General features: G+C 69.3%; 13 protein-coding genes. 10 read left to right on the top strand and 3 right to left on the bottom strand.

The features are described 5' to 3' along the window. The first annotated feature begins 51 nt into the window (after window positions 1–51). The 8 genes from ACQUSX_RS14305 (at window position 52) to ACQUSX_RS14270 (ending at window position 8748) form a co-directional block, all read left to right on the top strand. Window positions 52–1008 carry an NAD-dependent epimerase/dehydratase family protein gene (locus ACQUSX_RS14305; protein ID WP_428907827.1) on the top strand — a complete coding sequence of 319 codons (957 nt, stop codon included), beginning with the start codon at window positions 52–54 and terminating at the stop codon, window positions 1006–1008. Between the two features lie 258 nt (window positions 1009–1266). Further along, window positions 1267–2334, top strand: a complete 1068-nt coding sequence (argC, locus tag ACQUSX_RS14300) for an N-acetyl-gamma-glutamyl-phosphate reductase (protein ID WP_428907828.1) — start codon at window positions 1267–1269, stop codon at window positions 2332–2334. Then, the gene (gene argJ, locus ACQUSX_RS14295) at window positions 2331–3488 is read left to right on the top strand and encodes a bifunctional glutamate N-acetyltransferase/amino-acid acetyltransferase ArgJ (protein ID WP_428907829.1); all 1158 of its coding nucleotides are present in this window, start codon (window positions 2331–2333) and stop codon (window positions 3486–3488) included. The genes argC and argJ overlap by 4 nt, the downstream gene beginning before the upstream one ends. Then, window positions 3485–4381: an acetylglutamate kinase gene (argB, locus tag ACQUSX_RS14290; protein WP_428907830.1), complete on the top strand. Its 897-nt coding sequence runs from the start codon at window positions 3485–3487 to the stop codon at window positions 4379–4381. The genes argJ and argB overlap by 4 nt, the downstream gene beginning before the upstream one ends. A 32-nt stretch (window positions 4382–4413) precedes the next feature. After that, window positions 4414–5649, top strand: coding sequence for an acetylornithine transaminase (locus ACQUSX_RS14285; RefSeq protein ID WP_428907831.1), 1236 nt, complete (start codon window positions 4414–4416; stop codon window positions 5647–5649). Then, a complete protein-coding gene (argF, locus tag ACQUSX_RS14280) occupies window positions 5646–6575 on the top strand; it encodes an ornithine carbamoyltransferase (protein ID WP_428907832.1) in 930 nt (309 codons plus the stop codon). The genes ACQUSX_RS14285 and argF overlap by 4 nt, the downstream gene beginning before the upstream one ends. Window position 6576: 1 nt before the next feature. After that, the gene (gene argH / locus ACQUSX_RS14275) at window positions 6577–8001 is read left to right on the top strand and encodes an argininosuccinate lyase (RefSeq protein ID WP_428929983.1); all 1425 of its coding nucleotides are present in this window, start codon (window positions 6577–6579) and stop codon (window positions 7999–8001) included. An 87-nt stretch (window positions 8002–8088) separates the two neighbouring features. Continuing rightward, entirely contained in the window at window positions 8089–8748 is a 660-nt protein-coding gene (locus tag ACQUSX_RS14270) for a SatD family protein (protein WP_428907833.1), read from the top strand. Here ACQUSX_RS14270 and ACQUSX_RS14265 read toward each other — a convergent pair. Then, window positions 8729–9313, bottom strand: coding sequence for a hypothetical protein (locus ACQUSX_RS14265; RefSeq protein ID WP_428907834.1), 585 nt, complete (start codon window positions 9311–9313; stop codon window positions 8729–8731). The two genes, ACQUSX_RS14270 and ACQUSX_RS14265, sit on opposite strands and share 20 nt — an antisense overlap. A 76-nt stretch (window positions 9314–9389) precedes the next feature. On the opposite strand from ACQUSX_RS14265, the gene tyrS reads away from it, so the two are divergent. Beyond that, the gene (gene tyrS, locus ACQUSX_RS14260) at window positions 9390–10691 is read left to right on the top strand and encodes a tyrosine--tRNA ligase (RefSeq protein WP_428907835.1); all 1302 of its coding nucleotides are present in this window, start codon (window positions 9390–9392) and stop codon (window positions 10689–10691) included. Window positions 10692–10700: 9 nt separating this feature from the next. Continuing rightward, window positions 10701–11522: a DUF4184 family protein gene (locus tag ACQUSX_RS14255; protein WP_428907836.1), complete on the top strand. Its 822-nt coding sequence runs from the start codon at window positions 10701–10703 to the stop codon at window positions 11520–11522. 24 nt (window positions 11523–11546) lie between these two features. Here the strand turns inward: ACQUSX_RS14255 and ACQUSX_RS14250 are convergent, their stop codons facing one another. Both ACQUSX_RS14250 and ACQUSX_RS14245 read right to left on the bottom strand, forming a co-directional pair. Beyond that, window positions 11547–12863: a CoA transferase gene (locus ACQUSX_RS14250; protein ID WP_428907837.1), complete on the bottom strand. Its 1317-nt coding sequence runs from the start codon at window positions 12861–12863 to the stop codon at window positions 11547–11549. 352 nt (window positions 12864–13215) lie between these two features. Further along, window positions 13216–13400: hypothetical protein (locus tag ACQUSX_RS14245; protein WP_428907838.1), on the bottom strand; the 185-nt coding region annotated here is incomplete at its 5' end.

Genomic DNA, 13400 nt, shown 5'->3' with positions numbered 1-13400 from the left:
CTCTGAGCGGAATCGCTTGCGCGCTGCGCCCGTTGCCGGTGGCATGGACGCATGACTCAGGTGCTCGTGCTCGGCGGAACAGGCTGGCTCTCGGGACGGATCGCACGGCGGTGGCGGAATGCGGATGCCGAGGTGACATGCCTCGGGCGCGGCGAGCGTCCGGCACCGGAGGGAACGCTGCTGCTGCGCGGCGACCGTGATGACGCGGATGTCTTCGACGACCTGCGGCGCCGGGAGTGGGATGAGATCGTCGACGTCTCCTCCCGCGCGGACCACGTGCGCTCCGCGGTCGAGGCGCTGGGTTCGGTCGCCGCGCGGTGGACATACATCTCGTCGGTGTCGGTGTACTCCGACGACACAGCCGTCGGTGCCGACGAATCCGCACCCAGGTATGCACCCGCCCAGCCCGGTGACGACTACGACTACGGACCGCAGAAGGTCGCCGCGGAGGATGCGGTGCGAACTCTGGGCGATCGCGCGGGGATCGTCAGGCCGGGGCTCATCGTCGGCGCAGGCGATGTCAGCGATCGCTTCGGCTACTGGGCCGCGGCGTTCGCGCGTGCCGGTTCCGAGGCCGTGCTGCTCCCGCCGACCGAGGGGCGCAGCGTGCAGGTGATCGACGTCGAGGACGTCGCGGCGTTCGCACTCGTCGCCCCGGCGGGCCGGGCGGTCAATGCGGTCGGCGACCAGCATCCGCTCGGCGAGGTGCTGCACCGCATCCGCTCCGCAGCCGGCCACACCGGCGAGCTGGTGCACGCGACCGATGACCGGCTGCTCGCGCAGGGCGTCAACCACTGGATGGGAGAGCACTCGCTGCCGCTGTGGCTGCCCGACGACATGCCGGGCTTCATGACGCACAGCAACGCGGCCTATCTGGCGGCGGGCGGCACGCTGCGACCGCTGGAGGACACGATCGCGGACGTGCTCGCGGACGAGCGCGCACGCGGTCTGGACCGGGAGCGTCGCTCGGGGCTCAGCCGAGCGGAGGAGCTCGCCCTGCTGTCGTGATCGACGCCGATTTGCGGATGCCGAACATCGAGCGCTACTGTCGCGTCATGCCTTCGGTCGCACTCGTTCCCGCTCAGCGGTTCCTGAGCGCTGAGCCCGTGCGCCGACGCCGCAGCGGCCGCCGATTCTAGGCGACCCGCGCCCCCTTCGGCACGCTCAGGGACAGATCCCATCGGTGAGCTGCACGAGGTCGGATCCGGAGTCGCCGCCCCGGCCCAGGCCCGTCATCGGGCGCACACCGACCGTTAAGGTAGAAGCATGACGTATTCCGTCGCCGTCTCCGGCGCATCCGGCTATGCGGGGGGCGAGATCCTGCGGCTTCTCGCAGCCCATCCCGACATCGAGATCCGCACCGTGACCGCGCACTCGAGCGCCGGCCAGCCGCTCTCGGCGCACCAGCCGCACCTGCGCTCGCTCGCTCACCTGGAGCTGCAGCCCACCACCCCGGAGATCCTCGCCGGTCACGACATCGTGTTCCTGGCGCTGCCGCACGGGCAGTCGGGACAGTACACGGATGCCCTCGACGACACTCCTCTGGTGATCGACGCCGGGGCTGATCATCGTCTGACCTCCCAGGACGCGTGGGACGCGTTCTACGGCGGGTCCTTCCACGAGCCGTGGACATACGGTGTGCCCGAGCTGCTCGTCGGCGACGGGCGGAAGCAGCGCGAGAACCTTCGGGATGCACGACGCGTCGCCGCCCCCGGGTGCAACGCGTCGACGGTCAGCCTGAGCCTCGTCCCCGGCGTCGCCGCCGGTGTCATCGATCCATCCGACATCGTCAGCGTGCTCGCGGTCGGGCCATCCGGCGCGGGGAAGAGCCTGAAGACGCACCTGCTCGGCAGCGAGATCCTCGGCACCGCCAACCCGTACGCGGTCGGCGGCACGCACCGGCACATCCCGGAGATCCAGCAGGCCCTGATCGACGCCTCGGGCACTTCGACAGGTTCGGGCGCCCAGAAGGTCGGCATCTCCTTCACTCCTGTGATCGTGCCGATGGCGCGGGGAATCCTGGCCACTTCGACCGCTCGCATCGCCGAAGGCGTCACCGACGCTGAGATCCGCGATGCGTGGCAGAGCGCGTACGGCGACGAGACCTTCGTGCAGCTGCTGCCGGAGGGCTCTTTTCCGCGGACCGCCGACGTGCTCGGCGCCAACACCGCGCTGATGGGACTCGCCATCGACCGGGCGGCGGGCCGGGTCACGGTCGTCACCGCCGTCGACAACCTCGTCAAGGGCACCGCCGGCGCTGCCATCCAGTCCATGAACCTCGCGCTCGGCCTTCCCGAGGACCGTGCGCTCACCATGAACGGAGTAGCGCCGTGAGCGTCACCGCACCCCAGGGCTTCGAGGCGGCGGGCGTCGCCGTCGGCCTCAAATCCACCGGCAAGCCCGACGTCGCCGTGGTCGTCAACCGCGGCCCGCGCAAGATCGGCGCCGCCGTGTTCACCACGAACCGGGCGAAGGCCAACCCCGTCATCTGGTCGCAGCAGGTGATCGCCGATCGTGTCGTCGAGGCGATCGTGCTGAACTCCGGCGGGGCGAACTGCTTCACCGGACCGTTCGGATTCCAGACCAGCCACCTCACCGCCGAGAAGGCGGCCGAGCTGCTGGAGGTCAGCGCGGGCGACGTGCTGGTGTGCTCCACCGGTCTGATCGGGATCGGCGATGAGGTGTTCCGCGGCAAGGTGCTCGTCGGTGTCGAGCAGGGCATCGACGAGCTCAGCGCCGTCGGAGGCGCCGCCGCCGCGGAGGCGATCATGACGACCGACACCGTGGCGAAGACCGCCGAGATCAGCCGCGACGGCTGGACCATCGGCGGGATGGCCAAGGGTGCCGGGATGCTCGCACCCGGTCTGGCGACGATGCTGGTTGTGCTCACCACCGACGCGGACCTCGAGGCAGCCGAGGCGGATGCCGCGCTTCGCCGCGCCACGGGCGTCACCTTCGACCGGCTCGACTCGGACGGATGCATGTCGACCAACGACCAGGTCACCTTACTGGCCAGCGGCGCGACGGGCATCCGACCCGATCTCGACGACTTCACCTCCGCGCTCACCGCCCTCTGCCGCGAGCTCGCCGAGAAGCTGCAGCAGGACGCCGAGGGCGCCAGTCACGACATCACCATCGAGGTCACCGGCGCCGCGTCGGAGGAGGAGGCTGTCGAGGTCGGCCGATCCGTCGCCCGCAACAACCTCTTCAAGGCGGCGATCTTCGGAAACGACCCCAACTGGGGCCGCGTGCTCGCCGCGATCGGCACGACGACGGCGCAGTTCGATCCGTACGATGTCGACGTGTCGATGAACGGGGTGCGCGTGTGCAGCCAGGGCGGGCCCGACCGTCCGCGCGAGGAGGTCGACCTCACCCCGCGAGCCACCCTGCTCGAGATCGACCTGAAGGTCGGCGAGGCGACCGCGACCATCCTCACCAACGACCTGACCCACGACTACGTGCACGAGAACAGCGCCTACGCCTCATGACAGACATCCAGGACACCGCCCCCGAGGAAGCCGCCTACAAGGCCGCCACCCTCATCGAATCCCTGCCGTGGCTGAAGCGCTTCCGCGATCAGATCGTCGTCGTCAAATACGGCGGCAATGCGATGGTCAGCGATGAGCTGCAGGAGGCGTTCGCGCAGGACATCGCCTACCTGCGCTACGTGGGCGTGCAGCCCGTCGTCGTGCACGGCGGCGGCCCGCAGATCTCCAGCATGCTGGACCGCCTGGCGATCCCGAGCGAGTTCAAGGGCGGATACCGCGTCACCTCCACCGAGGCGATCAGCGTCGTGCGGATGGTGCTGACCGGACAGATCAACCCCACCCTGGTGGCGAAGATCAACTCCCACGGGCCCATCGCGACCGGTCTCAGCGGTGAGGACGCCGGACTCTTCGGCGGACGCCGCCGCGGCATCGTCGTCGATGGCGAAGAAGTCGATCTCGGCCGCGTCGGCGACGTCGTGCAGGTCGATCCGACGCCGGTCATCGATCACCTCGCCGCGGGCCGGATCCCGGTGGTCTCCTCGATCGCGCCCGATCTCGATCACCCGGGCCAGTCGCTGAACGTGAACGCGGATGCCGCGGCATCCGCCCTCGCGACCGCGCTCGGCGCACGCAAGCTCGTCATCCTCACGGACGTCCCTGGCCTGTACGCCGACTGGCCGAACCGCGACTCGCTGGTCTCACACATCACCTCAGCAGACCTCACCCGCCTGCTGCCGTCGCTCGAGTCGGGCATGATCCCGAAGATGCGCGCCTGCCTGGACGCGGTCGAGGGCGGGGTGGACGCCGCGGCCATCATCGACGGACGGGTGCCGCACTCGGTGCTCGTCGAGCTCTTCACCAGCAAGGGAATCGGAACGGAAGTGGTCTCATGATGCGGCGCACTGAGCGAGCGGAGGGAGACGAAGTGACCTGGAACGACGACGCGTCACGCGACCTGATGAGCCTCGGTGGACGACTCGCGCTGCTCACACGCGGCGAGGGCTCGTGGGTGTGGGATGCCGACGGGAACCGCTACCTGGACTTCCTCGGCGGGATCGCGGTGAACTGCCTCGGTCACGCGCACCCGGTGTTCGTCGAGGCCGTCGCATCGCAGGCGGCCACCCTCTCGCACGTCTCCAACTACTTCGCCACACCTGGGCAGCTGGAGATCGCGGCCCGGCTCAAGCGCCTCGCCGGTACCGGCGAGCAGGGCCGCGTGTACCTGGCGAACTCGGGCACCGAGGCCAACGAGACGGCGATCAAGCTCGCCCGTCTGCATGGCGGCAAGACGGGACGCACGAAGATCCTGGTCATGGAGGGCGCCTTCCACGGCCGCACCATGGGCGCGCTGTCACTCACCCCGAAGGCCCTGTACCGCGACCCGTTCCTGCCTGCCGTCCCCGACGTGGTGACCGTCGAGCACTCCCTGGACAGCCTGGAGGCCGCGTTCGCGGACGGTGACGTCGCCGCGATCATGATCGAGCCCATTCAGGGCGAGGCCGGCGTCGTCGAACTGCCCGACGGCTTCCTCGCCCGCGCCCGTGCGCTCGCCGACAGGCATGACGCGCTGCTGATCCTCGACGAGGTGCAGACGGGCTCCGGTCGCACCGGGGAGTGGTTCGCCTTCCAGCGCGAGGGCGTGATCCCGGATGCCGTGACGCTCGCCAAGAGCATCGGGGCCGGGTTCCCGCTGGGCGCGCTGATCACCTTCGGCAGCGCCAGCGACCTGTTCTATCCCGGAACCCACAACTCCACGTTCGGCGGCAACCCGCTTGCCAGCGCCGTCGCGAACGCGGTGCTCGGTTTCATCGAAGACGAGCATTTGCTCGACAACGTCAACGCCCGTGGCGCCGAGCTGCGCACCGGCGTCGCCGAGCTGCCCCTGGTCACCGCCACAACCGGCGCGGGCCTGCTCATCGGCATCCGACTCTCCGCCCCCGTCGCGGCAGAGGTGCGCGCCGAAGCGCACGAGCGCGGCCTGATCATCAACGCGCCGACGGCGGATGTCATCCGCATCGCTCCCGCCTACACCATCGGCGACGCGGAGGTGCACGAGTTCCTCGAGCGATTCGGTGAAGCGCTCGCCGCCGTCGCAGTACCCGCCCCTACTTCGGAGATCCCCGCATGCGCTGCACTGAGCGAAAGAATGGAGACGAAGTGACACGCCACCTGCTTCGCGACGACGACCTGACCCCTGCAGAGCAGGCCGAGATCCTCGACCTCGCTCTGGAGCTGAAGAAGGACCGCTGGGCGAACAAGGCGCTCGAAGGTCCGCAGACCGTCGCCGTCATCTTCGACAAGTCCTCCACCCGCACCCGTGTCTCGTTCGCGGTCGGCATAGCCGATCTCGGCGGCTCGCCGCTGATCATCTCCACCGCGAACAGCCAGCTCGGCGGCAAGGAGACGCCGTCGGATACCGCTCGCGTGCTGGAGCGGCAGGTCGCGGCGATCGTCTGGCGCACCTACGCGCAGTCCGGACTCGAGGAGATGGCCCGCGGCACGCGCGTCCCTGTCGTCAATGCGCTCTCGGACGACTTCCACCCGTGCCAGCTGCTCGCCGATCTGCTGACGATCCGCGAGCACAAGGGCGAGCTGGCAGGTCTCACGCTGACGTTCTTCGGTGACGGTCGCAGCAACATGGCGCATTCGTACCTGCTCGCCGGCGTCACCGCGGGCATGCACGTGCGCATCACCTCGCCGTCGTCGTACGCGCCCCGCCCGGATGTCGTCGCAGCCGCCGAGAAGCGGGCCGCCGAGACCGGCGGCTCGGTGACACTGCTCACGGACCCGCGTGAGGCCGCTCTCGGCGCCGACGTGGTCGTGACCGACACCTGGGTGTCGATGGGCAAGGAGGAGGAGAAGATCGCACGCCTGCGCGAGCTCGGCGGCTACAAGGTCACCACCGAGATCATGGGGCTCGCCTCCGAGGACTCGATCTTCATCCACTGTCTGCCCGCCGACCGCGGCTACGAGGTCGATTCCGAGGTCATCGACGGACCGCAGAGCGTCGTCTGGGACGAGGCCGAGAACCGCCTGCACGCGCAGAAGGCCCTGCTGGTGTGGCTGCTCGAAAAGCAGGAGGACTGAAATGACCGACGCACACGGCACCAACGAGGGCGCGCTCTGGGGCGCCCGCTTCGCCGGCGGTCCGTCGCCGGAGCTCGCCGAGCTGAGCCGATCGACGCAGTTCGACTGGATCCTCGCTCCCTACGACATCGCCGGCTCGCATGCGCATGCGAAGGCCCTCGAGGCCGCGGGGTACCTCGAGGCGGAGGAAGCCCGGGTCATGCACGCCGGGCTCGACGCGCTCGCTGCGAAGGTCGCCGACGGCACGCTGCTTCCTGATCCCGGTGACGAGGATGTGCACGGCGCTCTCGAGAAGGCGCTGATCGCAGAGGTCGGCGCGGATGTCGGCGGCCGGCTGCGCGCCGGCCGCAGCCGCAACGATCAGATCGCGACGCTCGTGCGCATGTATCTGATCGACCACGCCCGCGTGATCGCCCGCGACCTGCTCCGCGTGATCGATGCCCTGGTCGCGCAGGCCGAGGCGCACCCCGCGGCGATCCTGCCCGGCCGCACCCACCTGCAGCATGCGCAGCCCGTTCTTCTCGCCCATCACCTGCAGGCCCACGCCTGGCCGCTGGTGCGCGAGCTGGAGCGGCTCGTCGACTGGCGTCGGCGAGCCGGTGTCTCGCCGTACGGCGGGGGAGCCCTGGCCGGCTCCACTCTCGGTCTCGATCCGGCGCTCGTCGCGCGCGAGCTGGGCCTCGACCGCCCGGCGGAGAACTCGCTCGACGGCACGGCGGCGCGCGATGTGGTGGCTGAGTTCGCCTTCATCACCGCGATGACCGGAATCGATCTGTCGCGGCTGAGCGAGGAGATCATCCTCTGGAACACCAGGGAGTTCGGCTTCGTCACGCTCGATGACTCGTACTCGACCGGCTCGAGCATCATGCCGCAGAAGAAGAACCCGGACATCGCCGAGCTCGCGCGCGGCAAGTCGGGCCGCTTGATCGGCAACCTGACCGGGCTGCTGGCGACGCTCAAGGGCCTTCCGCTCGCATACAACCGCGACCTGCAGGAGGACAAGGAGCCCGTCTTCGACTCGGTGCAGACACTCGAAGTGGTGCTGCCGGCCTTCGCCGGGATGATCGCCACGCTGCGCTTCGACACCGAGCGGATGGCAGAGCTCGCCCCGCAGGGCTTCTCGCTCGCGACCGACGTTGCCGAATGGCTCGTCAAGCGCCGGGTGCCGTTCCGCGACGCGCATGAGATCTCCGGCGCGCTGGTCCGCGCGTGCGAGGAGCGCGGGATCGGGCTCGAGGATGCCGACGACGAGCTGCTGCTGTCCGTGTCGCCCCAGCTGGTTCCTGAGGTTCGCGAGGTGCTGTCGATCGAGGGTTCGGTCGCGTCGCGCTCCGGCGTCGGAGGCACGGCACCGGTGCGGGTCACCGAGCAGCGAGCTGAGCTGGTCGCACGCGCGCAGGCGGCCGCGCACGCACTCGGCCTGTAGGCGGCGATCGCCTGAGACAGGAACTGATACCCGAAGAAAATAAGGTTTTCACTTATATCTCTGGAATATCAGTGATATCCTGATCATATGGCGATAGCAGTCACCGCGGACATCATCGGATCACGGCAGCTCGACGATCGCGTCGAGGCGCAGTGGCAGTTCGACGCTGCGATCGCGCGCGCCGACGACGACCTGCCGCTGGCCACGCAGCGCCTGCGGCCGACGGTGGGCGATGAGCAGCAGGCGGTGTATCCCACACTCGACGCCGCGCTCGCCTCGCTGCTGCTGATCCGCCTGGCGCTGCCCGACGGGGTCGAGTTCCGCTTCGGCGTCGGCATCGGCGACGTCGAGCGCATCCCGTCCGCAGCCTCACCCGACGGCATACCGGAGGGGCCGGGATGGTGGGCGGCGCGCAGCGCCATCGAGCACGTGCAGACGATGCAGAGGAGAGCCGCACCGGAGGCGCGCAGCTGGATCGTGGCGCACGAGAGCGCAGGGGATCAGGGGATGCAAGTGCGGTGGGCCAACGCCTACCTGCTCGCACGGGATGAGCTCATCGGCGCGATGTCGGCGCGTATCCGCCGGCTCACCTACGGACGCTGTCTCGCACGTACGCAGCGCGAGCTCGCGGCGAGCGAGGGCATCACCCAGTCCGCGGTCTCGCAGGCGCTGACGTCCGCGGGCTCCGCCGCGATCGTCGAGGGTTTCCGCCTGCTCGACGTGGACGTCAGCCGAGGCTCAGCCTGATGATCGTGCCGATCGCGCCTGCCCACAGCAGACTCGCCAGGGTTCCGATGATGAACCGCTCGCGCGCCTCGGATTCGGCGAGCTCCGGGAATCGGCCGATGCCCTTCACCGCGATGATCGCCGCGATCGCCTCGGGAAAGCCCACCGCGATCGCGACCACGGTGCAGATCCGCTCCAGGTAGCCGATGACCGTGCCGCCGCGCATCAGCGCCCGAGCGTGAGCGGGATCCGCGTTCTGCGATGCGACGATCAGGATGCCGCCGTCCTCGGTCTCGCGCACCCGCTTGCCGGTGGCGATGTCCAGTGCGCGGCGGGTGAACGGGTTGCCGCCGATCGTCGCCGCCGCGATGCCGAGCGCCGTGAGCGGGATGCCGATGGTCGGCGGGGTGAGCGGGGGGATGACGATCACGATGACCAGCCCTGCGACCAGCAGCGCGGCCGCGGCGGCCATCGTCGCGGTAGACGGACGGCGCACGCCCCACAGCGAAAGCGCGAGCACGACTGCCAGGACCACCGCGATGACGATCGCGAGGACGGCGGAGGTGAACGGGTCGTCCGATGACATGCCGCCCAGCTTGGCACGGGCATCCGACGTCGCGAGCTGCGCGGAGCGTGTGTCGCGCGCTGATAACCTTGTGCGCGTGTCTGAAACCGCTCTGACGACAGCGCCTGTGGCACTCGATCCCACGTTCGAGAACGTGTGGGACGAGCTTGTCTGGCGTGGCCTCGTCCACGTGTCCACCGACCAGGAGGCGCTGCGCGCCCTGCTCGCCGGGGACCCGATCACGTATTACTGCGGATTCGACCCGACCGCTCCCAGCCTGCACCTCGGCAACCTCGTGCAACTGCTGACCCTGCGCCGCATCCAGCTCGCCGGCCACAAGCCCCTCGGGCTGGTCGGCGGCTCGACCGGCCTGATCGGCGACCCCCGACCGACCGCGGAGCGCACGCTGAACACGCCGGAGACCGTCGCCGAATGGGTGGGTCGCCTGCGTGCGCAGGTCGAGCGCTTCCTCAGCTTCGAGGGCGAGAACGCCGCGCGCATCGTGAACAACCTCGACTGGACGGCGCCGATGGGCGCCATCGAGTTCCTTCGTGAGATCGGCAAGCACTACCGCGTCGGCACGATGCTGAAGAAGGACGCGGTCGCTGCGCGCCTGAATTCGGATGCCGGAATCAGCTACACCGAGTTCAGCTACCAGATCCTGCAGGGCATGGACTTCCTGGAGCTGCATCGCCAGTACGGATGCGTGCTGCAGACCGGCGGTTCGGACCAGTGGGGCAACCTCACCAGCGGAACCGACCTCATCCACCGCGTCGAGGGGCGCTCCGTCCATGCGATCGGCACGCCGCTGATCACGAACAGCGACGGCACGAAGTTCGGCAAGAGCGAGGGCAACGCGATCTGGCTGGACGCCGACATGTGCAGCCCGTACCGGATGTACCAGTTCTGGCTCAGCACGGCGGATGCCGACGTCATCGACCGGCTGAAGATCTTCACGTTCCTCACCCGCGACGAGATCGCCGAGTACGCGCAGCTGGTCGACACCGAGCCGTTCCGCCGCGCAGCCCAGAAGCGCCTGGCGCTCGAGGTCGTCACGACCGTGCACGGCTCCGATGCCGCAGCGGCCGTCATCGCGGCATCCGAAGCGCTGTTCGGTCAGGGCGATCTGTCGACGCTGGACGCGGCGACGCTGCGCACGGCTCTCGAAGAACTGCCGAACGCGACCCTGCCCGAGGGCACCGGCGTCGTCGAAGCGCTCGTTGCGACCGCACTCGTGTCCAGCGTCTCCGAGGCGCGTCGCGCCATCTCGCAGGGCGGGGTCACGCTGGACGGGGAGCGAGTGGCCGATGACACCGCACTCGTGCGGGGGAGCCTGCCGGGCGGCGTCTCGGTGCTGCGTCGCGGCAAGAAGACGCTCGCCGGCGTGCTCATCGGCTGAGTCAGACGGATGCCCTTCACGCCCAGCCACGCGATCGTCGCGCTGCCGTTCATCCGCACACCGCTCGTTCCGGCGGCCATCGCGATCGGAGCGATGACGCCGGATCTGCCGCTGTTCGCGCGGCGGCTCGGCCTGCCGTACGGCTTCACGCACTCGGTCGCCAATGTGGTGTGGACGACGCTGATCGCCCTGGTGCTCTTTCTTGTCTGGCGTGTGGTGCTGCGACCCGGCCTGGTCGAGCTCGCGCCGAACGCCGTCGCCTGGCGGCTGCCCGAGCAGTGGCGGCGCACCGGGCGTGCCGTCGCGCTCGACGCGGTCGGCTCGCGGGAGCGGTTCGGGCACCCGCTCCTGCTCGTGCTCTCGCTCATGATCGGCGTGCTCTCGCACATCGTCTGGGATCTGTTCACGCACGAGGGACGCTGGGGCGTGGAGGTGCTGCCGGCGCTGGGGGAGCAGTGGGGCCCCCTGCCCGGCTACAAGTGGCTGCAGTACGGATCCGGCATCGTCGGGCTGGTGATCCTGGCCGTCTTCGCGATGCTGTGGATGCGCGGGCGTCCCGTGCAGCGGCATGCCCGCCTGCTGCCGAACTGGCTGCGATGGGTGTGGCTGCTCACCCTGCCGGCCATGCTCCTCGCCGCCTGGCTGCTGGGATTGGCAGCCCACGGACCGCTGTCGGACGAGTTCACCGTGCAGCATCTCGCCTATCGGACGCTTCCCGCGGCATCCGGACTGTGGGGTGCGATGACGGTGCTGCTGTGCGTGGTCATCGTGCTGCTGCCGCGTCGCACGCCGGCCCGGATCCCGGAGGATTCTCGCACCGCGACGCGTTGACCCGACTGTGAAGCGGCTCCGCCGTCACCACTCGGGCTGATCCGCGCCCCACTCCCGCGGTGCGGCGAACAGCGTCGGCCCGCCGTCCCAGACGACCGCGGGCGCGACGGTCGTGACCTTTCGTCCGGCGACGTCGAACGACTGCGTCTCGGGATCGACGGGCGGAGGGCTTGTGTCGGCGGCCCGGCCGCGATGGGGCATCCCGAGCAGCTCTGCCGCGACGCGACGCAGGGAGGTGCGCACGCTCCAGCCGCCTCCCTCGACCGCGCGGCGCCGCAGCGCGTCCGCGATGCCGGCGGCGAGCAGGTAGCCCGCGGAGTGATCGAGCGCCTGCGCGGGAAGAGCGGCGGGTGTCTCGCTGTCAGGGGACTCCAGCCACGAGATGCCCGAGGCCGCTTGCACGAGGCTGTCGAAGCCGCGGCCGGTGCTCGGATCGGCCCACGCACTCAGTCGGGCCACGACGAGGTGCGGCTGCTGCCGGATGAGACGGCCCGGTGACAGTCCGAGCCGGTCGAGCCCGTCCGGGCGGTACCCGAGCACGACGACATCGGCCGCGGCGAGCAGACGATCGAAACGCTCTCTGTTCGCGCCGATGTCGAGCAGAGCTGTGCGCTTCCCATGCCCGGTGTCGAGGTGCTGCCATGCGAACTCGGGGAGGGTTGGCGGATCGATCCTCAGGACGTCCGCCCCGGCGAGGGCGAGAGTGCGGGAGGCGACGGGGCCGGCGATGACCCGCGTGAGGTCGAGGACGCGAACGTCCGCGAGGGGCCGGGAGGGCGAGACCGTCCGCAGCGGACGCGCGGGCGCGTCGCCGAAGCGATCGACCTCGAGCAGCGGGTGCTGCCGCAGCGCGGCATCAACGGCGGCGCTCTCGCGCCGCACGGTGACGCACAGCCCGCCGGCGTCCGAGATCGCCTTGGTCGCCGCCCGTGAAGGGATCATCGCGAGCAGTGACTCGAGGCGTTCGGCAGTGCGATGCTCGTCACCCTCGGGAGGAAGGCCGAGGCCGCGGCGCAGTGCGGCGGCATGATGCGGGTAGTTGCCGTGCGTGCGCACCCAGCCGTCCCGCGTGCGCCAGAACCGTGACAGCGGCGCCCAGACATCCGGCTGCGCTCCGTCGATGAGCAGATGGCGGTCACTGCGGTACGCCGCGGCGATGCGCGCCGGGTCCGGGCGAAGCGGGGGAGCGAGCCCGACGGATGCCCCGATCTCTGTGCCGGCGACCGCACCGATCGCAGCGGCGGCGGCCGTGACGCTCACCCAGGCGAGATCGCCCGCAGGCAGGTGCGCGGGAAGCGGGACCGGCGTGCGCGGCTGCGCGGCTGAGGGGGAGCCCGACATGGGTCGATCGTACGCGCCGATCCGGGAAACCGCCCCTGAACAGGTCGGATGCCGATCGCCCGCGCTCGCGACACGCCCGGGATGCCGCGGTGATTTGCCGGGACGCGGGGATCCACGTAAATTATTACTTGTTCGCCCCAAGCGGTTGAGCGGAAGGCCGGAAGGCCTGGCTCCCCTCCAAGCAGCGAACATCCTCCTCTTCTTTCATCGGCAGTCATGTTGGTGTAAGGTAGAGGTTCCGGCTCTGGCCAGGCTGCACAGCAGCCGCGGATCTGCCGGTATGATTGTGAAGTTGCCCTGCGCGTCTCTGCCTTTGTTGGTGGGTGTGTGGGTGCGTCCGATCCTTGAGAACTCAACAGCGTGCACTTGTCAAATGCCAAATTATCCTCGTCCAGCTTTTTTGTTGGGTTGAGAATTCCTTTGGATCAAAGTCCAGGCCTTTTGGTCTGGCGTATGGATATGTCAGCAATGATTTATTCGTTTTGGTCATGATTGAACTCGCTGCTTTCTGCCGTTTTCCCGGTGGTTGGTATGCAT

It is taken from the genome of Microbacterium alcoholitolerans (assembly GCF_050408615.1).
GTDB lineage: Bacteria > Actinomycetota > Actinomycetes > Actinomycetales > Microbacteriaceae > Microbacterium.
This window is presented reverse-complemented; position numbering and strand designations above follow the sequence as displayed.